The sequence below is a fragment of the Paenibacillus sp. FSL H8-0317 genome (assembly GCF_045040685.1).
GTDB lineage: Bacteria > Bacillota > Bacilli > Paenibacillales > Paenibacillaceae > Paenibacillus.
This window is the reverse complement of record NZ_CP150294.1, coordinates 644,901-665,861: the sequence shown is the minus strand read 5'-3', so window position 1 is coordinate 665,861 and position 20,961 is coordinate 644,901. Positions and strand designations below refer to the sequence as shown.

Annotated in this window: 15 protein-coding genes; 3 read left to right on the top strand and 12 right to left on the bottom strand. The window is 48.1% G+C overall.

Features of this window, described 5'->3' with window-relative positions; translation table 11 throughout:
* Nucleotides 1-6: 6 nt before the first annotated feature.
* The 8 genes from MHB43_RS03230 to MHB43_RS03195 all read right to left on the bottom strand — a co-directional run bounded on the left by MHB43_RS03230 (nucleotide 7) and on the right by MHB43_RS03195 (nucleotide 12,175).
* The gene (locus MHB43_RS03230; protein WP_405131314.1) at nucleotides 7-3,210 is read right to left on the bottom strand and encodes a DEAD/DEAH box helicase; all 3,204 of its coding nucleotides are present in this window, start codon (nucleotides 3,208-3,210) and stop codon (nucleotides 7-9) included.
* Between the two features lie 205 nt (nucleotides 3,211-3,415).
* Nucleotides 3,416-3,847 (bottom strand): chemotaxis protein CheW, encoded by a 432-nt coding sequence (locus MHB43_RS03225; protein WP_017690859.1) that lies wholly within the window; start codon nucleotides 3,845-3,847, stop codon nucleotides 3,416-3,418.
* A 613-nt stretch (nucleotides 3,848-4,460) separates the two neighbouring features.
* Nucleotides 4,461-5,408 (bottom strand): aminopeptidase, encoded by a 948-nt coding sequence (locus tag MHB43_RS03220; protein WP_405131313.1) that lies wholly within the window; start codon nucleotides 5,406-5,408, stop codon nucleotides 4,461-4,463.
* Nucleotides 5,409-5,507: 99 nt separating this feature from the next.
* Complete coding sequence (locus MHB43_RS03215; protein ID WP_405131312.1) at nucleotides 5,508-7,499, bottom strand: alpha/beta fold hydrolase; 1,992 nt, start codon at nucleotides 7,497-7,499, stop codon at nucleotides 5,508-5,510.
* A 61-nt stretch (nucleotides 7,500-7,560) separates the two neighbouring features.
* Nucleotides 7,561-8,127 carry a TetR/AcrR family transcriptional regulator gene (locus MHB43_RS03210; protein WP_036607516.1) on the bottom strand — a complete coding sequence of 189 codons (567 nt, stop codon included), beginning with the start codon at nucleotides 8,125-8,127 and terminating at the stop codon, nucleotides 7,561-7,563.
* A gap of 422 nt (nucleotides 8,128-8,549) precedes the next feature.
* Nucleotides 8,550-9,848 carry an ABC transporter substrate-binding protein gene (locus tag MHB43_RS03205; protein ID WP_237177715.1) on the bottom strand — a complete coding sequence of 433 codons (1,299 nt, stop codon included), beginning with the start codon at nucleotides 9,846-9,848 and terminating at the stop codon, nucleotides 8,550-8,552.
* 609 nt (nucleotides 9,849-10,457) lie between these two features.
* Entirely contained in the window at nucleotides 10,458-11,294 is an 837-nt protein-coding gene (locus MHB43_RS03200; RefSeq protein WP_036607337.1) for a carbohydrate ABC transporter permease, read from the bottom strand.
* Nucleotides 11,294-12,175, bottom strand: a complete 882-nt coding sequence (locus MHB43_RS03195) for a carbohydrate ABC transporter permease (protein ID WP_036607341.1) — start codon at nucleotides 12,173-12,175, stop codon at nucleotides 11,294-11,296. Before MHB43_RS03195 ends, MHB43_RS03200 begins: the two co-directional genes overlap by 1 nt.
* A gap of 143 nt (nucleotides 12,176-12,318) precedes the next feature.
* Between MHB43_RS03195 and MHB43_RS03190 the strand changes: the two genes are divergently transcribed.
* Both MHB43_RS03190 and MHB43_RS03185 read left to right on the top strand, forming a co-directional pair.
* Entirely contained in the window at nucleotides 12,319-14,148 is a 1,830-nt protein-coding gene (locus tag MHB43_RS03190) for a sensor histidine kinase (RefSeq protein WP_405131311.1), read from the top strand.
* A 5-nt stretch (nucleotides 14,149-14,153) separates the two neighbouring features.
* The gene (locus MHB43_RS03185; protein WP_405131310.1) at nucleotides 14,154-15,782 is read left to right on the top strand and encodes a response regulator; all 1,629 of its coding nucleotides are present in this window, start codon (nucleotides 14,154-14,156) and stop codon (nucleotides 15,780-15,782) included.
* A gap of 361 nt (nucleotides 15,783-16,143) precedes the next feature.
* On the opposite strand, the gene MHB43_RS03180 is transcribed toward MHB43_RS03185, so the two are convergent.
* Entirely contained in the window at nucleotides 16,144-17,109 is a 966-nt protein-coding gene (locus MHB43_RS03180; protein WP_405131309.1) for an arsenic resistance protein, read from the bottom strand.
* A 225-nt stretch (nucleotides 17,110-17,334) separates the two neighbouring features.
* On the opposite strand from MHB43_RS03180, the gene MHB43_RS03175 reads away from it, so the two are divergent.
* Nucleotides 17,335-18,093, top strand: a complete 759-nt coding sequence (locus MHB43_RS03175; protein WP_237177711.1) for a tryptophan-rich sensory protein — start codon at nucleotides 17,335-17,337, stop codon at nucleotides 18,091-18,093.
* Between the two features lie 113 nt (nucleotides 18,094-18,206).
* Here the strand turns inward: MHB43_RS03175 and MHB43_RS03170 are convergent, their stop codons facing one another.
* The 3 genes from MHB43_RS03170 to MHB43_RS03160 all read right to left on the bottom strand — a co-directional run bounded on the left by MHB43_RS03170 (nucleotide 18,207) and on the right by MHB43_RS03160 (nucleotide 20,810).
* Nucleotides 18,207-18,581 carry a RidA family protein gene (locus MHB43_RS03170; RefSeq protein ID WP_339299046.1) on the bottom strand — a complete coding sequence of 125 codons (375 nt, stop codon included), beginning with the start codon at nucleotides 18,579-18,581 and terminating at the stop codon, nucleotides 18,207-18,209.
* 149 nt (nucleotides 18,582-18,730) lie between these two features.
* Nucleotides 18,731-19,417, bottom strand: coding sequence for an oxidoreductase (locus tag MHB43_RS03165; RefSeq protein ID WP_405131308.1), 687 nt, complete (start codon nucleotides 19,415-19,417; stop codon nucleotides 18,731-18,733).
* Between the two features lie 235 nt (nucleotides 19,418-19,652).
* Nucleotides 19,653-20,810, bottom strand: a complete 1,158-nt coding sequence (locus MHB43_RS03160) for an MFS transporter (RefSeq protein ID WP_405131307.1) — start codon at nucleotides 20,808-20,810, stop codon at nucleotides 19,653-19,655.
* Nucleotides 20,811-20,961: the final 151 nt, after the last annotated feature.

Genomic DNA, 20,961 nt, shown 5'->3' with positions numbered 1-20,961 from the left:
TCAAGGTCACAGCCACGTCTCACCCTGAAGAGAGATCAGACCACGCAGCTCATCATCCGACATCTCGGTCAGCCAATTCTCACCTGAACCAACGACCTGCTCGGACAGTGCCTTCTTGCTTTCAATCAGTTCATCAATCCGTTCCTCCAGTGTTCCCTGACAGATCAACTTATGCACCTGCACGTTGCGATTCTGCCCGATTCGGAATACACGGTCCGTTGCCTGATTCTCAACCGCAGGATTCCACCACCGATCATAGTGAACGACATGACTCGCGCGTGTCAGATTCAGACCTACACCTCCGGCACGAAGAGATAGAACAAACATGGAGGGCCCCTCTCCTTTTTGGAAAGTCTCCACCATATCATCTCTTTGCGCCTTCGACACACCACCATGCAGGAAATAAGGTTCTTCCTCATATCGCTGTTTCAACCTCGATACCAGCAGATCTCCCATAGCAACATACTGCGTGAAGATCAGGGCCGATTCCCCGTTATCACGGATGGCGTCCAGCAGTTCAAGCAAACGTTCCATCTTACCGGATGCCTCAGCCTTGCCGTGGTCTTTCCGATTACTGTCCGCCAGCACCGGATGATCACAGATCTGCTTGAGCTTGGTCAGGGAGGACAGAACAATCCCCTTCCGGGCAATGCCATTTCTGCCGTCCAAACCACCCATCAGATCATCCACTACACGCTGATACAACACCGTCTGCTCCGGCGTCAGGGAACAATAGGATTTCAGTTCAAGCTTCTCTGGCAGATCCTTGCGAATATCCGGATCACTCTTCAGCCTGCGCAGCATGAATGGAGATACCAGTCGATGAAGTTCACGCAAGGATGCTGCATTTTCTTCGGATGGCCCCAGTCCCGTATACCGCTGGCGGAACGATGAAGCTGTGCCCAGATACCCCGGATTGAGAAACTGGAAGATCGACCAAAGTTCGCTCAGCCGGTTCTCTACAGGCGTTCCCGTCATCGCAATACGGTGAAGTGTAGACAGGCGCATGACACTTTGCGCTTGTTTGGTACGGTAGTTCTTAATATATTGCGCCTCATCCAGCACAATGGTGGACCAGTGCAACGAAGCCAGATCTGGGCCATCTCTGCCTGCCAGATGATAGGTCGTCAGTACAATGTCATGCGTCTGCGCTTCTGCCTGAAAATCATTCCCGTGCAACCGTTGTCCGCCATGATGAATATATAGCGACAGATCCGGGGCAAACCGCTTCAGCTCACGCTGCCAGTTTCCAAGCAGCGAAGTAGGACACACAATAAGTGCAGGCAGATGAACAGGCTGCTCATTCGTGTGCTGATCCGCCGGGAATGAATCATCCGATCCATTCAGCAGCTCATTCTCACGTGCTTCCTCATCAGCTGCCTGGCGTTCCTCGTGTTTGCGGTCCAGCAGACAGGTAATTACCTGAATCGTCTTCCCAAGTCCCATATCGTCCGCCAGACATACGCCAAAGCCCAGCTCACGCATCGCGGATAACCATTGGTAACCTCGTTCCTGATAAGGTCTTAGTTCACCATGCAATTCTGCCGGAACCTGACGAGGCTCTATGCTGCGAAGCACCTGTCCATCGAGCAGGAAAGCAAGCATCCCATCAGATTCGGCGCCAAAGACGGAGAGGCCCTTCCATGCGGAATCCTCCCCTTCATCCGCTGCCAGATGCAGCCATTCGGAGAGAGGCATATATTGTTCTTCTTCTTTTTTCATATAACGCAGGACTTGGCGAATCTCTTTTGTATCCACTTCAATCCATTCACCGCGGAACATAACATACGGAACTGTGGATTCAGCCAGTACTGCCAGTTCCTCCGCCGTGACCGGTTTCCCATCCAGCATAGGCTCCGCCTTGAAAGCAACCAATTGTTCCATGCCCAGTGCCGATGTGGCTCCAGGCAACCGCTCTGTTCCCCGATTCAACATCTGCAGACGCAGTCCCGCACGACGTTTCCCGGCACGACTCCACCTTGAAGGCATGAGAACGGTTATCCCGACCTTCTGCAAACGTGGAACCGCATGCGTGAGAAATTCAAAGAAACCCTGCTGCTCCAGCTTAATTTCCTCCGGACGGGCGGTAAGCAGCGCCGTCTCCAGTTCAGGTGCCAGTTCTGCTGCTTGCCCGAGTGCCATCAATAATTGCTCTGCCGCCGAGGTATATAACACCTTCCCCCGGTCCAAATCTCGCTCTGGATGTGCCCAGATAGTCCGTGCAGGCAACCTCAGACTTGGTTCCTGCTCACTGTCCACCCAAAAGCTTATTCCCCAGATCGTTTCATGTTCGCCCAGTGGAGGCTCCAAGCGGAGCACCAGCTTCAATTGGCCTACCGCAGGTGCCATCTCTTCTGCTCCCACGCTTGGCATTGACGTTCCACCAACTTCTTGCAGCGTATGAATAAACGCTGTCATATCGTCCGTCGGCCCTTGCACCGTCACAGGACGGAACATCGAGATCAGACTGTTCCACCAGAGTTCGGCTACTGGCGAAGATCCGCGTCGATATGGGGTGCGGTAACGGGACAGTTCACTGTCCATGCCCTCCAGTTCACTTGTCACTACTGCATGAATCATGCCACTCATGAATGAAAATAATACCGCAGCCCCTGCTTCTTCACGCGTTTCCGGTTCCAATGAAGCATAAGCTCCAGGAGCAGCCAATCCAATCGGAGGCATCGCTTCAGCAAGATCGCGGAAGCGTTCGATGTCCTCCTCCTGCTGCAAGCGTGGCCGCCATACACCTGTTAATGTCTCTTGCCCGGTCCGTCGCCGTGCTCCGGTCTTTGCTGCGAATTCAGCCGATGGAGCAATTGCTCCCCGCAACAGCAGCTCCTGTGTGAACTGCGCTGCTTTGATCCAGTAACGCATCTCTTCTCCAACCTGAATTCCGGCTGCATTTAACAAACGGTCATCCCATTGCAGCAGCAACCTGAAAGCATCCTTAGGCGAGACTGCCAATCCTTCCAATGTGCGCCCCAACAGTTGACGCCGCTTCGTGTTCTTGGCTTCAGCCGTGTTCCTCAGCGGATTCGGCCAGCGCAACTCCGCAAGACGCAGAGCGGCAGGCTGAAACAGACGACCCCCGTCGCCAAAATTCAACCTTCTTACCACGTGGCTCCATGCATCCACACGCGGTTCCGATGTTTCACCGGAAAAACAAAAAAATACGTCACCAAGCCATACTCCATACAGCGATTGCATCATTAAAGTCTCCCGTCATCCCTTCGCATTGTTACTCTCCATCATATACGAAAATGACCGGATTTAAAAACCTTTGCCCATAAAAAGTGGTTATTTCGATGGTTTGCGGCACAAAAAAATGTCCCTTCTCCCGAAAAGCGGATGAGGAACATTTGGGTCAACCGAAGGATAATACTGAATATTGAAAGAATTACGGATCGTTATACTACTATGATCTGATCAAACTGCCCAGCAATACATCCAGGTTCAAAATGCCTGCACGATGATCTTCACAGAACCCGATTTTGTCAAAAACGCCAAGCATGAAACGGCGGTGTTCCTCAGCTGGTTCTTCGAAACGATCGTAACTTACGACAGAATCAACCATATCTACGATCAGCGGTACAAATCCACCTTTGTAAGGCACCACAATAATACGTGTAGAAGAGGTATCCTCCTGGTCCGGCATGCCTAACAATACACGAAGACTCACAACCGAAACGACCTTACCATACAACGAAGCAAAACCTCTGATCTCCGGGCTTCCAAATGGAACTGTTGTCACCTGCACCATTCTGATGATCTCATGAACTTCATCGATTCGTAGTGCAAAGATCTGGTCTCCTACCGAAAAATTAATATATTGCATTCCCTCGTCCATAGTTATCCCCATACCCTCTCATTCCGTATAATCAGACTACTTTCGTCCCATTAGATGTTACTTTGGTGTATCGGTTATTTTTGATCAAATGTTTAGGCTTCAGATCAATTTTGCCAACTTCAGCAGACGTTGCATTACGGTTGCTGTCTCCGCTCTGCTCATTTGCCCTGTTGTAGAGGGTGGTGGAAGTCAGTCGTTTAAATATTGAGCGTAAGTAACCTGACATTGGATTGAAAAATTATAATCAAAAAAAAGACCAAAGATCAGCTTTATACCGATTTTTGGTCTTTTTTATCCCCATATATTATGGATCTGTTTCTATGTTTTCAAATACTTGGAACAAAAAAGCGATATTCCTGTGGATAACTTGTTTGATTACTCCAAAACGACTGTTTTATCACATGAAAATGCGAGTTATACCTGATTTGTGGATAAGTTGTGCACATATTGCACACATGCTGTGGATATCTTTAGCGTTTCATGTGGATATTCATTAATTTAATGTGGACATGTTGTGTATTTGTTTGTAAATCTGACGTAAAATCTGAATTTCCACTTCAGTTATCCATTACTGTGGACACGTTGTGGACATGCCCAATTTCCTTCGCTGTAGTTATTCGACCAATTCACCCTGACGCATGATCAGCCTGTCATCGATGTACACGTCTGGCTTTTGTACAACTGCATCAATATGAACACCCGCGGCAATCGTTCCACCGAATGTATTATTGCTGCCAAAAGCCACATGAATCGTACCATACACTTTCTCATCTTCCAGCACTACACCCGTGATTCTCGCCTTGTTATTGGTTCCAATTCCGAATTCGCCGAGAAAGCGACCATCCCCCTCGCCAAGTGTTGCCAGTAATTGTGCCCCATCCGGGCCTTCAGCTGAAACTAAACGTCCTCCCTTGACGGTTAATATCATCGGTTCACGAAGTGCACCGATCCCAGCAACGGAGCCATCTACAACAATACGGCCTTCGCCTTTACCCTCAACCGGAGCAATATAGGCTTCTCCAGATGGCAAATTGCCTGATTCACCGGGGTTCAAGTACATGCCTGTGCTCGGTACACCGTTACGATCTTCAATGGAAAAGGACAGACCATGCCCCTGCTTCTCTATTCGTACATGACGACCTGCAGTTAATAGAGCTGTCACCTTCTCGGTTAATGCCTTTACTTGTGAGTATTCAGCCGTAATTGCTCCGTTCACAAACATATCCTCTGTCATGCCAGGCATGGTTGCCACTCGGGTCCCTGATGCAGCGGCTTGTTTGCGTGCTTGGGTATGCGTTAATGAATATCGCGTTACACACACGGCTACATCTGCCCGAATCATGGCATCCGCGATTGGCGCAGGTGGCTCTTCGCCGGATCTGCTGCGTTCCTTCATGATTAATAGGACTGATTCTGCTCCAAGTGCTTTGCCTGCCTCATAGATGGATTCGGCCAAATCCCGTTTCATATCGTCTGCGACAACCACCAGATTCTCTCCGCTACGTAGTCCTAGACACTCGATTAGTACATTTTTACTAATCTCCACACGTTGCTGACTCATACATTCATCTCTCCTGTCTTTGGTTCATCTCTTCACAACTCGACTTGACCCTTTCGACAGTTTACACGGGATTCCTGCATATCCGAACCGAATCTGAACTCATCTAACGTTATCAAACCATTCAGCGAGGATTACAGCTGTTTCCTTATACTGAAACGTCGGAAAGTAATGCCCATAGGGCACATCTATGCGTTTGATCTTCGGGTTCATATCCCGGGGATAGTGATATTCCGGATCTTCCTTGGCCCATACGACCAGCGCATTCTTGGCATAATGCTGACTTTCCATTTTCGCCCACAACGTTGATCTGGCGCCTTTCCTCTGACCCGAGTGGATCCAGCGCAACAAGTCTGCATGCGCTCCTGCAATGCGAGGGGATTGGAGACTGGAACGTATTCTCTTGCCCATGGTATCGGTCATAACACTGCCGTCGCCTACGCCGCTATAGGCACTGAACATTTGAATCCAACTTTTCTCCGATCTGCCACGCAGCAGAGAGCGCATCAGCCCTCTTGGCAAACGCGAAATCCATCTCAGCACATTCGGATTCGAATTGTTAGCCACTGGCTGAAGCAACCCCAACCGAATGTCTGTCCGCCCGCTACGCATATGTGCCGCAGCTGCAATAGCTGCACCGATCGAATGACCCACCAGCTGCACCGGACCTTCAAACTCACCGAGCGCCTGAAGCAATGCAACAACCTGACCTTCAAATGCTTCATCCCCCTGATGTACAGGGGACCGTCCAAATCCAGCGAGATCGATTAACCATACCGGGTTTCCAGTACGTTCCCTAAGCTGTTGTCCCAAAGGTAACATCTCATCCGCAGATTGAAGCAAACCATGTACAATAATCCAAGGCTCTCCCTCACCCTCCCAACCAAGCATAGCCATATTTCCGCTCCGCGACCGAATATAATCTGTCGGAAAACCCTCAGGTAGCGGCGTATAACGAAGACGATAGTCCAGATCGGCTGTAACCAGCGGAAGCTGTTCCCTTATGTCCGGCCAGGATTGCCCCATACGTGTGAACAGAGCCTCCGTCTCTTCAACCGGGAATGACCTGTTGGTAATAAAAGCAACCGACTCCGCTGGAACACCACTGATGCGTGTGCCCCCAGATTTCATGATCCATTGAATCCATGGTAATGGCACAGCCCCTTTGGGCTTGGGTACGTCCAATTGCTGTGCCAGAAGCTGCAACAGTTCCTTCATATTGGGACTGTTTTCCTTCCGCGCCAATAGTGGATAGGTTCCTCCGACTGGAGCGGTTTCCCTCGATAGAAAAACAAGCGTCTGTGCAACAATGTCATTCTCCACAAGCGGTAACCAATAGGATGAACCTCCCGGCACGACCGGCATAAGTCCTTTCTGAATCGCCTGAATGAGCAGGCCAATCCCACCCGTTTGCTCGGTTTCACCGGTGGGACGCGGTCCAACCACTGTACTCGGATTCACAACGGATAAGGGATAGTTATGCTGCTCTGCATGCTCGCGAATATGCAGATCGGCATGAAACTTCATCTCTTCATACGCACTTTCATTGTTATCCACATGCTCAACCTGTAGATAATTCCCCTGTGCATTCCGCTCTCCATAAGGACTCATATAACCAACAACGTGGATAAAGTGTCTTAATCCGTGGTTACAGTGGATTTCCCTTGCAAGCTGTGCCACTTCTCTGGCCCCGTTCATAAATATCTGCTCTGCTACTTTTCGGTCCAAGGTAACGTCCATGGTTCCACCCGCATGCATGATTACATTTGCTTCAAGAGCACGCTCCCGATCCGCTGTAGTCATTCCAAGACCCGAATGGGATAAATCACCCGTAATAAATGTAATTCGGTCGAAATCCTTCACTCCGTAAGCCTTCAGCACCGTTCTGGCTCGCTGTTCCGAACGAACCAACAAGAGCAATTGTGCGTCTCCCTGCGTGAGTTGTTTGACCGTTTCTTTGCCGATAAAACCTGTACTACCTGTCATAAAAATGGTCGTAGCTGCAATATCAGACTTGCTTATTACCTGATTCATATTTGTTGAATTTGCTGCTGCGTTTTCTTCATTGGATACACGGTTAGTATGTATAATCATTCTGTTACGGCTCCTTTTTAGTACTACATAGTACTAGTTATATTCAAAAAAAGAGCTTCGATTAACGAAGCATCTGACAAAACGTACGTGCCGATTGTTCTATAATCCCAACATCACGGGCAGTTCCCGCTAGGATTAGCGAACCTTCCAGTGCTGCAATAAACAACAACGCAGCCGGACCCGGCTCAATTTCTTTGCGAAATTCACCGCGATCTAAACCTTGTTGAAACAACTTCTCCACCATAGGTCTAAGCTCACGAAAGAATCTGGATATGCTTTCCTTCACTTGGGGTGCACTGTCCGGTGTCTGCATATATAACGTAACAAAAGGACAGCTCCCTTCGTAATTTCGGCCCTCAATGCCTGCCGACAGTAATGCCATGAATGAGTAGATACGCTCCTCCACTCCTCGCTCACGCTGACTGAGCAGCAGATACAGCTCCGACTCATACTGGGCAATCCAGTATTGTACCACGGCCTGGAGCAGTTCCTCCTTGTTTTTAAAATGATAATAAATATTCGACTTGGATACCCCACTCACTCGCACGACTTCATCCATGCTGACGTAGCTGTACCCCTGACGCAGAAATAATTGTGCCGCCACTTCAACTGCCTTGGTCCGGTTCACCGGATTGGAACTTTTGGATTTGGCGGGTCCCGTGTTCATTTTTGGATTTGTCATATTTAGAACTATACAGTACTAGTCAATTGAAAACAAGTATTTCTGTTAACAAAAGAGGACCTCCCACTCCAACTACTCCATACTTGTCCACATTTAGAGTGTTATACACACAGGATATCCACATATAGTATTAACTCTGTGTTAAATACGTCATGAGATCATTAAACTGCTTTTGGGTTATCCACATTTCAGGGATATTACCATCTATCATTTTTCCAGCGAATACTTTTTGGCTCCTCGGAAAAACAAAAACAGGCCAACCTTAATGGTTGGCCCGTTTCAATTAACTTATATCCGATAGACTAACTTTTCTATCCAAAAATTTTGAACAGTTTTCGGTAACCTGTGGATACCGTCCATGATCCAGATTATTTTTTCAGACTATCCCAGTTCTGTTGCAATGCGTCGAGCAATCCGGCTTTATCCGATTTGCCTGCAACGTAAGCCTGAATCGTGCTGCCATACTCTTGTGGAACCCCTTCAGGGAAACGGTTGAAGTTCCAGCTGAGTGTTTTATTTTCCTGGCTATACTTCATGATCTCTGTGGCGAGGTCACCCAGATCCTCTTCCGATGCCGTGATGGAACTGAACGCCGGAATGAATTTGAATTCTTTGGTCATGTATTGTTTCCCGATATCCGAAGTTACGAGCCATTCCAAAAACTCTTTTGCTTCCGGTTTCACTTGAGAGTTCTTGTTCACAACCCAATAGTTCGGCACACCGACAAACAATTTGTCATTTGGTTCATTGTTAATTGGCATTGGGAGAATACCCAGATTCAGATCTGGATCAATTCCATCGATCTGTACTTGAGTCCAGTTCCCTTGTTGCATCATCGCCGCTTCTCCACTCGCAAACAACGTAACTTGTGTATTGTAGTCGGTTGTCAGCGGGTTTTTGTTGCTGTATTTCAGCGTTAAGTCGAGCAAGTTGATCCAGTCGGCAAACACTTGGTTGCCAGGAATCTTCTCCGTACTTTCGTTGAGTCCTTGAATGAATTTCACCGGATCTGCCTGATTTGCAAATGCCACGTTTACGTTATGATTGCCCAGCACCCACCACTCCTGATATCCGTTCGAGAATGGGGTAATGCCTGCGGCTTGAAGTTTCTGTGCAGCTTGATCCAATTGTTCCAGTGTCGTTGGAATTTCGGTAATACCAGCTTTTTGGAAGAGGTCTTTGTTATAAATGAAACCATAACCCTCTAGCGCCAGCGGCTGTCCGTAGAGCTTGCCGTCTTTGGTCATTGGCTCTTTGGCTACTTCGAGTGCATCCTTGGCCCATGCTTCTCCAGACAGATCTTCCAGATATTCAAGCCATGTATCCAATTCACGATAACCACCTACGTTGAATATGTCCGGTTGTTCGCCAGCGGCAAACTTGGCTTTTAATGCAGCACCGTAGTCACTGCCGCCACCTACAGTTTGAATGTCCAGTTTGACGCCTGGATGGGAGGATTCATATTCAGCTTTGAGACGATTGAGCGCTTCCGCAATTTCGACTTTAAATTGGAATATTTTAATGGTTTTATCTCCAGCAGCAGCCTCGCCACCACCTTGAGCATCCGTGTTGACCGGACTGCCACTCTTGTCTCCATTGCCACAACCCGCGAGCATTACCGAAAAAGCAATCAGCATAAGCAACGTCAACTTTGTCATTCTTTTCATACATACACTCTCCCTATAGTAGTTTCAGTATAACAGTTCCACTAATGAATATTTACACTGGCACTCCGATGACAGAATAACCTTCCCTTGAAGCGTGTTTTCATTCTAACGAACCGAGCGCACGTTATTCGCTCCTATTTGCACAGGTTCCCATTCTAACGAATCACAGCGATGTTATTTCGTCGATTTGATCGAATTTTAAAGCTATGACGCCGTTTTGTACCCGAATAACGTTGCTGAGGTTCGTTACAATTTGTATTCCTTGATTATCCACCTATTAAGATGCGGTGGATTCGTTAGCGCTTTGAAAAAGGAGCATACCATCACTTCACTCTGCAGAAGAAGTTCCTGGCTATACAAGCCTTCTATCTTGGTCTTTTCTCATTATCGATGCTTTCTCTTCCCTAGGAGTCATGCCCAAGCTATGCGGGCATGACTCCCTTTGCCCACCTCCATGCGAGGTGGGAGCAAAGGGATCAGGATGTGATGTAGGAGCGGAGCGATCGCCTTTGATACTCGGTGGCTTCCTTGCCCCAATCCATTCAGGCCACCGAGGAGCAACAGCGACCGAAAGCGCAACTTGATCCCGCAGCGACCCTGTGCTCGCACTCACCCTTTAACTGATCCAGCCGTAATCCCCTGAATGATGTACTTCTGCATCAGCAGGAAGAAGATAATGATCGGCATGATACCGAGCACAAGTGCTGGCAAGGCCAGATCCCATTGCTTCGTATATTGTCCGAAGAGTGCAAAGGTCGCAATCGGGATCGTACGCAGGTTGGAGCTTTGCAGGATCAGGGATGGAAGCAGATAATCATTCCAAATCCAGAGTGTGTTCAAAATGATGACGGTTACATACATCGGTTTCATGAGTGGAAATACGATCCGGAAGAACACTCCGTAGACCGAGCTTCCATCCACCCGTGCTGCTTCTTCAATCTCCAGTGGGACGGATTTTACGAATCCGTGGAACAGGAAGACAGACATCGGTGCCCCGAAACCAAGATAACAGATAATGAGGCCGCCAAGGCTGTCGATCAATCCCAGATTACTGGTTACAGTAACAAGTGGAATCATGATAGACTGGAACGGAATCACCATCGCGGCAATGAACATGCCAAACAAAATACGATTGAACCGGGTATCGCTGCGGACCATTCGGTACGCGGCCATGGAACTGATCAGCACAAGCAACAGATTGCTGACCACAGTAACGATAAGCGAGTTCATCAGCGCGGACGGGAAGTTAATTTTCTCCCAAGCGTTAGCATAATTGCCCCACTGAAATACTTCCGGCCATGCAGCCGAATTGGTGAGCAGATCACCGAAGGTTTTGACCGAATTCACGAACAGGAAGTAAAACGGAACCAGGAATAAAAGTCCAAGGAGTACCATGACAATCTCGGTTACAATGGTACTGAAGCGGTAATTTTTTGTCGTCTCCATTAGGCTTCTACCTCCTTGCTCTTCGTCAGACGTACCTGAATCATGGTGATGATGGCAACGATTACGAAGAACACGAGCGCTTTGGCGGTTCCGATGCCATATCTGTTATTTACAAAGGCTTCATTGTAAATATTAAGTGCAACCGATTCTGTTGATCCGAATGGTCCACCTTTGGTCAGCGACAGATTGAGATCGAACATTTTGAACGACCAGGAGATCGCCAGGAACAGACAGATCGTTACACCCGGCATAATGAGCGGAAGAATGATGCTCCGCAGTACCTGCCAGCGACTTGCGCCATCAATCTCGGCGGCTTCCAGCAGATCAGGGGATACATTTGTCAGAGATGAGATGTAGATGACCATCAGATATCCTGCGGTCTGCCATACAAATACAATCACGATTCCCCAGAAGGCGGTTGGTTCGTCTCCCAGCCAAGGAAGGTTGAAGAAGGACCAGCCGGTTACATCGCCTACTGCTGAAAACCCTTTCACAAATATGAACTGCCAGATAAAGCCGAGCAACAACCCACCGATCACGTTAGGCATAAAAAAGATCGTACGCAGAATGTTTCTCGTCTTAAGCGGTTTGGTCAGGAAATACGCCAGGAAAAAGCCAATCACATTGGTCAGTACTACACCAACCACGGTGAAGCGCACCGTAAACCAAAACGCCGTTTGGAACTTGGGATCATTCGCAAAAACATGCACGAAGTTGTCAAACCCTACCCAATTAATGTTCTCGGATACCCCGTTCCAATCCGTGAAGGAATACACCATGCCAAGCAGGAAAGGGACCACGATGATGAGAATAAAAAACACGATGGAGGGACCCACGAACACAAGCTGCTGTAACAGCTGTGAAGATTTGCGATGCTTCATATCGTTCTCCCCTTCTATAGATGGATGAAATTGGTCTCTTTTTCTATTAAACCCCATTATCGCCGAGGGAAACACCGACCCTTGTGAACAGTTGGGGGTAAAATATTGTCCTCTCTTAACCTGCAACCAGAAGGGGTGTTCCGATGTCCAAATACTACAGTATACGCACCAAATTAATTGCCTTTATGCTCATTGCTACCACCCTTCCGCTGCTCGCATCGATCAGCATGACGTTTATCCAGACCAAGACAGCCCTGCGGGAGCAAGCTGTTGAAGAGAACAAACGTCTGATCTACCAAGCGTCCACCAATCTCAATAACTATGTGGATAACGTGGCCAGAGCGTCGCTCGCTGTGTATAACGACCCGAACTTTCTGCGTAACTTGGCAAAGATTCCTGGTGATTATCGTGCGGTTGCCGAGGTGTACACCACTTTGCAGACGATCCGCGCGGCAGTGCCGGATGTATTCCAGCTGTATTTGCACTCTTTTGCCGCCAATCAATCCACCTTGATTACGAATCCCTTTCCGAAGCGGGAGGAACGCAAACAGGCCTATTCCGGCTCGCTTCATGGAAAAACAAGTGGTGACAGCCCGGATATCTGGGTGGAATCGGCACATATGAGTCACACGTACGGATTCAAGGCTGCTTCCCCCGATGATCCTGAAAGAACGGTCATTACCCTGCATCGGGTGATCAAGGATATTCCGTCCACTGAGCGTCTGGGTGTACTCGCCATCGACTTGAATATTAATACCATTGCAGCAATCTGTGGCAGGCTGTATGATCCGGCTAAGGAACAGATCTATGTTGTGGATGGTCAGAATCAGATCATTTACCAGGGGCGTTCCGAGGTCAATCATACGGATGCACTACGAGAGGAAACGGCTAGTGAACTGAATATCGCGCGATCTAGCGCAGGTACAGCCCAGAATGTCGCAGGACATTTTGAACAGGATCGTTCCATGTATGTATACCAGCAACTTGGCAGCACGTACGCTGACTGGACCATCGTCAAACAGATTCCGAATGAGACGTTATATGCCAGAGCCACCACACTTACGTGGAATAACGCGATGATTGCCATTGCAGCACTTGTATTGGTCATCGTTGCAACCTTATTCATCTCCATCCGAATCACCGGTCCGCTCAAGCAACTTATGCGATATATGAACCAGATTCAAGCCGGGCGTCTGCATGTGGATATCCATCTATCCAGCCGAGATGAATTCGGGGTGCTCGCTCGTCATTTCCGAGATATGATGGATACGGTAAATAATCTTATTTTGCGGGAATATCGACTCGAAATCGCCAATAAAACAAATCAGCTTAAAGCGTTGCAAGCGCAGATTCATCCGCATTTTCTATATAACACACTGCAATCGATCGGTACACTTGCCCTTCAACAGCAAGGACAACGGGCGTATACACTACTCTCTAGCCTGTCCAAAATGCTGCGCTACAGCATGCGGGATCAGACCTGCGTGACCTTACGCGAAGAGGCGGAGCACGCCCGGTTTTATCTGGAACTGCAGCAGGAGCGGTTTGGTGACCGCCTTGAGGTGGATTTGGATTTTGCCGAAGATACCCTGTCTGTCGAAATGCCAAGAATGACGTTACAACCTTTAATTGAGAACTATTTCAAACATGGAGCAGATATACAGCCTGGCAAAGGTCACATATCCCTATCCAGCCGCCGGATCAACGATCATTGGATTGAAATAGAACTGAATAATAACGGCCCCTCCATACCTGATGATAAATTACTGGAGATCCGCGGATGGCTGCATCAGAGTCATACAACAACCGGGTTATCCACCCAAGAATCCGACGAGTCTGAATCCATCGGTCTACGAAATGTAATACGCCGACTTCAATTGAACTCACATCCCGGTCACTCAGCCAGGCTTGAGATCAACAATCGGGAACCCAATGGTGTGAAGATCACGGTTAAACTATACGCGGGAGAGTGAACAACATGAAGGCACTGCTTGTAGATGATGAAAAACATGTCCGCGATGCCATAAGGTTGCTTGGTCATTGGAAAGACTTTGGCATTGACACATTACTTGAAGCAGCAGACGGGGATGAAGCCATCGCCGCCATCACGGCACATCAACCTCAAATCATACTCAGTGACATGCGTATGCCGGGCAAGGACGGTATGGCATTACTTGAATGGATATCGGCTCATACCCCGCATAGCAAGGTGCTGGTTATCAGCGGATATGATGATTTTGAACTCGTGAGGCATGCCATCAGACATGGTGGCATGGACTACCTCCTGAAACCTGTGGAAGCAGATGAGCTGAATGCATCTCTATTAAAGGCCGTAACAGCTTGGGAAGAGGAGGACGCCATTCGGATACAATCCACCAGGCAATCCATTGTTGTTAATCGAATGCGCCCCCACTACCAGGATCGTCTGCTCACCGAACTTGCCGTCGGAAGAGGCAGCAGCCCTTCACACATGCAGCGATTGCAGGATGAGTTAAATCTCCCCTGTCTAATCCCTGTCTGTAGTGTCGCTGTCACCAGCCTGTCCCACCTGGATGCAGATTGTCTGGCAAAATACCGCAGTCAACCGGACCTGCTTGTGTTCTCCGTGCTCAATATCGGTGCCGAGATGTTATCCACACCAGACGAAGGCGTAATGTTTCGTCAGTTGGATCAACCGGACGAGATTATTCTGCTGCATTGGGGTCCATCCACTTCATTGGAACATATTCTGGACAAGGTCAATCAGGGATTGGAGCAGACGATTCAGCGCCGGCTTCATTTTGGCATCTCCACCTGTGAGTCTTACCCTGGCGGAATCGCAGCTGCCTATCTGGAAGCAAGTTCAAGGTTGTGGCGACGTAATGCTGTGCAAATTAAACAGCGAATCCATGCCTCAGTGGAATCATCAAATGGGAATAAAATCAGGCGTTTAACCGCCCATGAAGAACCCCTGCGTATGGCAGCCATGAGCTGCCGGGCTTCCAGTGTATCTGCTGCGGTCGCCGATTGGCTTGACCCGATTACTGATCTTGCGGTTGTCAGTGCTGAGCAGATCCAGCAATGGATCGAGGAGCTGGAATGGATGCTGAGCCGCTGGCTTGATGATACGGCAGGTTCGTCATTCCAAGAGGAAGAAGTGACAGAAGAACAGTCTATTCCCTTTGCCGAGTTACCTTTGGACGCTGAAGGACTGTTATCCTTCCCCCTGCTTCGTTCATTATTGGAACAACGACTGCTTGCCGCAGGAAAGGCGCTCACCGCTCATCACCACGCCAATCCTGATCCCATGAGTGAGATTGCACGTTATATGGACGCCCATTATCAGGAAGACCTGTCCTTACAGCAGATTGCCGCGCGTTTCTATCTGAGCCGGGAGTATATCTCCCGCAAATTCAAACAGCAATTTGGTCTGAACTGGTCGGAATATCTGGGCAAACTGCGGATCAACAACGCCAAGCTTTTACTGCAAAATCCTTCCCTGCGTGTCGCCAAAATCTCGGAGATGGTTGGATTTCAGGATGAAAAGTATTTCAGCAAAGTGTTTAAAAAGATGGAGGGCATCACGCCAGCGGAATATCGTAAAACATTATTGGAGGCGGGTACGTAACGAGTACCTGATCCGAATTAAAAAGAGTACTCCCGGCATGGCCCATCGGAAGTACTCTTTTTGATTTTACTTTTACAGAAAATAGCCTATATCATGACGACTTGTTGGCTCTTTCTTTTCTGAGATAGGATACGATCCGAGAGATTGTACCTATTAAAATTACAGCCATAAATCCATAAGCCATATTATTTCCTGTCTTATGAGCTACTACGGGGAAATAGATGAGGCTGAACAGTAATAGGACAATATCCAGGTAGAACATAATCTTTCGATAAATAGGGATTCTCACCTTCCCCTTTTATTTACCAAAAATGGTTTTATTAATTATGTTAGATCATAACATAGATACACCCTAGTACGCTCACCGATCCCGCAAAATCACCGCAGGTACAAGTCGAATGTAGATTAGCTCCCCTGCAAGCTCCACCAGCGTCTGTGTAACAATAACAGCCGCAGCAATGGTTGCCCATTCTGGTGGGAGTGCCAGCGCTAGCGGCAGAACAACCAGCGAATTCCGTGTGGCTGAACTGAAAATCAACGCCCGCCCGGCGGCTGGATTCAATCGAAACCCCTTAGCAATGATCCGAGATATCCAAGGCATAATGATCAGAAAAGAAACGTAGATCGGGATCACGTTCACGATAATCGCCATATCATTGTAGACTTTGCCAATCTGGGAAGCGACAACCACGATCAGCGCAAGTGCCATCATCGGAACCGGGAGCCATGCCGTCCCATTCATGACCCGCTCCCCGCTCACCTTACCTCTGGAGAAAACTTGTGTAACAACAGCGAGGAGCAGTGGAATAACGATCAGGAACAGAAAAGCCTCTACAAACGGCCCTACCTGCATGATCTGCGCCACCTCGGTACCCATCAATAGCCATAAATAAAACGGTAACAGTATCATTTGTATAACAAATAAAAGAGGTGTTGCGGCGAGCATCAGTTTCTCATTGCCCCTGCCCAGCTGCGTGAACACGATGACATAATCAATACAGGGCGTTAACAGTACCAGATAGACTCCGATCAGAACGCCTGGCGATTGCGGAAAGACAAGTGTGAGCACCCATACAACTACAGGTACTACGATAAAATTAGCCACCAGTAGCGCCACCATAAATCGAAGATTCGACCAGGACTCTTTTAACTGTAAAAAGGGAATCTGTACAAACATGCTGTATAACAGAACGGCAAGAACCGGGGACACGGTGTAGTGTAAAACATTCCCCCATACCGGATTACTCAGCCCTATCGCTGCCCCTACGAACAGTGCAACTACATAGAACCAGGTTTGCTGTTGCTCCATCGTTTCTCTTGTGAGCATTTCTCTTCCTCCTCTTCTAGTGGGACATCGTGGGCATGGACATATTTCTGCTTCGTTTCGCGTACATTGGGACAGAGTACCATCCAACATAGCAGCTGAGCACAAGGATCTGAAAGGACAACTTGTGAATTTTTTGCGGCTGTTATTAGAATGTGCAAGAACTGGGTATATTCATTGTAGACTGACCCGTGGTTCATTCATTCGTTAAACCAAGGAGGAAACACAATGTCACGTAACAATCCGTACAAGTGGTTAAACGCCATTGGTTTTATTGCTGTAATTATCGTGAACTACCTCTCCAACGCTCTGCCGATCGGGGGCAAGACCAATAAAGAAGTATCGGATATGTATCCTGTGCTGCTCACACCTTCTGGCTATGCATTCGCTATATGGGGTTTGATCTACTTGCTGTTGGCAGGGTTTGTGATCTATCAGTTCGTGCCCGCTTCCTGGAAAAGGGACTCGATTACCCGTCTCGGGTACTGGTTCCTGGCAAGTTGTGCCTTCAACGTAGCATGGATTTTTGCTTTTCAAAACTTGCAAACTGGTCTCGCCTTACTGATCATTGTACTGCTTCTATTGTCCTTGATCGTGCTGTATGTAAAAACACGTACTATCACCGTGCCAACCACTGCTGAGATCTGGCTTGTGAAGTTGCCATTCAGCATCTATCTCGGATGGGTTAGCGTGGCAACGATTGTCAATGCAGCTGTACTGTTATATAAAATTGGCTGGGATGGTTTTGGTCTCAGCGAACCGACCTGGACGATCATCATGCTGATTGTGGGTATGGTGCTGGCTGTACTCGTTAGTTTCCGTTATCGCGATAGCATATACCCACTTGTATTCACATGGGCGTATATCGCCATTGCACTTAAACAAAAGGATGTCACTTCCGTATATTATACGGCAATCATCATTGCGATCGTACTAGCGATCTATGCGGTATGGTTGTTCTTTGCCCGTAATCAGGATCGTGATTGAGCGACTTCCATCATATATAACGCTTAAAGGTAACGTAAAAATGCAAAAAGCCGATTCTGGTCATTCGACCTGAAATCGGCTTTTTATGTATACCGTAGTGAATGAAAGTTGTCCTATTTCAGGGCAATAACCTCAATCTCCACCAGTGCATCTTTTGGCAAACGAGCAACTTCCACTGCACTGCGTGCAGGATACGGCTCTTCAAAGAACGTGCTATAGACTTCATTCACAGGAACAAAATCGTTCATATCCTTCAGGAACACCGTCGTTTTCACGATTTTATCCATACTTGTGCCTGCTGCTTCAAGAATAGCCTTCACATTGCTCAAGGACAGACGTGTCTGCTCCTGTACATCTGCACCGAATTCTCCCGTTTGAGGATTCAGGCCAAGTTGCCCGGAAGTGTAGATGAAATCGCCTGCATCAACGGCTTGACTGTATGGACCAATGGCGCCTGGCGCCTGATCGGTAGAGATTGGTTTTTTCATGGGACGAGTTCTCCTTCGTGTTCGTTATCCTGCTGCCGCATGGAGTCAGGGTTCGAACTCATTTTTGTTGCCTATTATACCACGATCTACCTCAAGCGAGAAACGCTCCTGCCTTTACAGATGAAGCAAACAGCTCGTTCAAAGGTTTCTTAACCTCCGTCCGCGCCAAGGACATGAATGACTTCATTCGCATACACATGGTTTCCCTTGGCTTGCACCAGTGCAATATTTGTCATGGCCTGTGCAATGGTTGCGGCGTGGACCGCCCGGTATTTGTCCGCTCTGCCTTTCATCCAGCGATCCAGAAACTTCATGGCATGGGCAGCCATCTGCTCACTGAACCGCTTCTCGTTTCGATCTCCCAGAATTAAGGAAGGGCGGAAGATATGCAATGACGGTAAACCGATATCGGACAATGCATCCTCCATTTCCCCTTTGGTCCGACTGTAAAAGACCCGGGAACCTGCACTCGCTCCCATGGAGGAGATCACCAGCATCTGTGATACACCATGTCGCTTCGCAATCGTAGCTGCACGAACCGGGTAATGATAATCCACCTGACGGAAACTGTCCTGACTGCCAGCTTTTTTGATCGTTGTCCCCAAACAACAGTACAGGTCATCGATTCCATCGAATAAATGGTCTTGGCTCTCCAGCTGTTCCCAGTCCACCACATGCTGTTCCAGTTTGGGATGTTGCAGCTCAAGCGGACGTCTAACCAGAACGCGAACCATGCTGTATGCTGAGTGTTCCAGCAGATGATGAACCAGTAATTCGCCTACAAGCCCCGTGGCTCCAATTACCATGGCTTTCCGTTCGAGACGATTCAAATGCATCCCTCCACTTCGCCATCTTTTTTTGAAGTCATACCAGATATATATGATCAACCTAATCATTTACACGATAACGGAGAGGACAGAAATAACCTGAAGAAGCGAAGCGTTCGCCTTTATCCCCGGATTTTCCCTTTTCTAAAAGGAATCAAAAAAATCTGGGGATAACAGCGATCGGAAGGTTGTTCTGTCATCGAAGTGCCAGTGTAAATATTCATGAGTTGAAATTATATCGTTTCTATTTTAACAGTACACGACGTCCAAGGGTAAATGTCAGAATCAGCATCACGACACCAACCCCCACCTGAAATCCATAGGCTGAGATCCAGGCGAGCGCATCAGACCAGGTTTCCATCTTTTCATACAACCAGCCACCCAACAGCGGCCCAAGAAACGAAGTGACTCCGGTCAGAGCCGAATACACCGCGACAAACATCGGTCTTTCACTTTTGGGTGTGTCTCCAATCGTAAAGTTAAATGCCAGCTGATTGAATCCACCTACACCGATCCCAAGGAAAATATGAGATAGAAATAGTGCGATCAATACGGGCATGAACGACATTAACCCCCACGACAAACAGGAGAGTGCAATGACGGGCAATGTCCAAAATAGGAGGGTTTTGTTGCTGAATCTGGCATTCAGATTGCCCCAGACATAGAACCCGACCATCATGACCAGCGTCTGGACTACCGTGATCAGGGATACCGTCTGATAATTGATATTCAGCAGATCGAGCATAACATAGGAATAGAGCGGAACAATCAAGGTCTGGATCAATAACCAGACAGCCAGAAACAGCGTTGCTTTCAGGAAAGAACGATCCTGGAACGGCTTGATAAACATACGCCAGAAATCCTTTTCGGTAGAACGTTCAAAGGGAACATCCGGATAGAAGAAATAGATGACTGTATTGGCAATGGCACAGATCCACACCGGAATAAACAGGATCAGAAAGCCCATTTCTCCCGGGTAACGGTCCAAAACAATACCGCCTGCGAATAAGCATACGCTTCCAAGAGCATTCAGAATCGTATTTCGAATTCCAAAATAACGCCCTCTCACCTTGGCAGGTACGATATCGCCAATTAGTGAAGTCCAGATCATACCGCCGATGGTATTTGATATAAAAGCAACCGTATACACGCCAATATATACACTTACCCACCACTCTTTGGGGAATATAAACGGAATCAGTCCCGTCGCACTCCACAAGATACGATGTGTGCCCACAAACAGCAGCAGCATGCGTTTTCGGCTGCGAATACGCTGCATCCAGTAAGCTGCTCCGATCTGGGCAATGTTCACAAACGTGGTAATCGCGAGCACAAAGCCGATATGTCTCGACCCGGCCCCAAGGTACAGCAGAAATCCGGTTAAAAACGGGCCTCCCAGCAAGGTCTGTAAAATAATAGCTGGTACACCCTCCCATGTTGCAATCGATAAATTCGTGCGTTGTGTCGAACCCTTGCGCCGTGGTTTGCTTGCTGACGGGGGAGGGGCAACGTTGACCGTATTCTGTATGGGGATACACTCCTTAGACCGGGTC

Bases quoted from the DNA above. Each gene is read 5' to 3' on its own strand.
- MHB43_RS03170 (WP_339299046.1), bottom strand. From the start codon at position 18,581: ATGAAAAAACCAATCTCTACCGATCAGGCGCCAGGCGCCATTGGTCCA.
- MHB43_RS03175 (WP_237177711.1), top strand. From the start codon at position 17,335: ATGTCACGTAACAATCCGTACAAGTGGTTAAACGCCATTGGTTTTATT.
- MHB43_RS03195 (WP_036607341.1), bottom strand. From the start codon at position 12,175: ATGAAGCATCGCAAATCTTCACAGCTGTTACAGCAGCTTGTGTTCGTG.
- MHB43_RS03220 (WP_405131313.1), bottom strand. From the start codon at position 5,408: ATGAGTCAGCAACGTGTGGAGATTAGTAAAAATGTACTAATCGAGTGT.
- MHB43_RS03200 (WP_036607337.1), bottom strand. From the start codon at position 11,294: ATGGAGACGACAAAAAATTACCGCTTCAGTACCATTGTAACCGAGATT.
- MHB43_RS03190 (WP_405131311.1), top strand. From the start codon at position 12,319: ATGTCCAAATACTACAGTATACGCACCAAATTAATTGCCTTTATGCTC.
- MHB43_RS03185 (WP_405131310.1), top strand. From the start codon at position 14,154: ATGAAGGCACTGCTTGTAGATGATGAAAAACATGTCCGCGATGCCATA.
- MHB43_RS03230 (WP_405131314.1), bottom strand. From the start codon at position 3,210: ATGATGCAATCGCTGTATGGAGTATGGCTTGGTGACGTATTTTTTTGT.
- MHB43_RS03180 (WP_405131309.1), bottom strand. From the start codon at position 17,109: ATGCTCACAAGAGAAACGATGGAGCAACAGCAAACCTGGTTCTATGTA.
- MHB43_RS03215 (WP_405131312.1), bottom strand. From the start codon at position 7,499: ATGATTATACATACTAACCGTGTATCCAATGAAGAAAACGCAGCAGCA.
- MHB43_RS03205 (WP_237177715.1), bottom strand. From the start codon at position 9,848: ATGAAAAGAATGACAAAGTTGACGTTGCTTATGCTGATTGCTTTTTCG.
- MHB43_RS03165 (WP_405131308.1), bottom strand. From the start codon at position 19,417: ATGCATTTGAATCGTCTCGAACGGAAAGCCATGGTAATTGGAGCCACG.
- MHB43_RS03225 (WP_017690859.1), bottom strand. From the start codon at position 3,847: ATGGACGAGGGAATGCAATATATTAATTTTTCGGTAGGAGACCAGATC.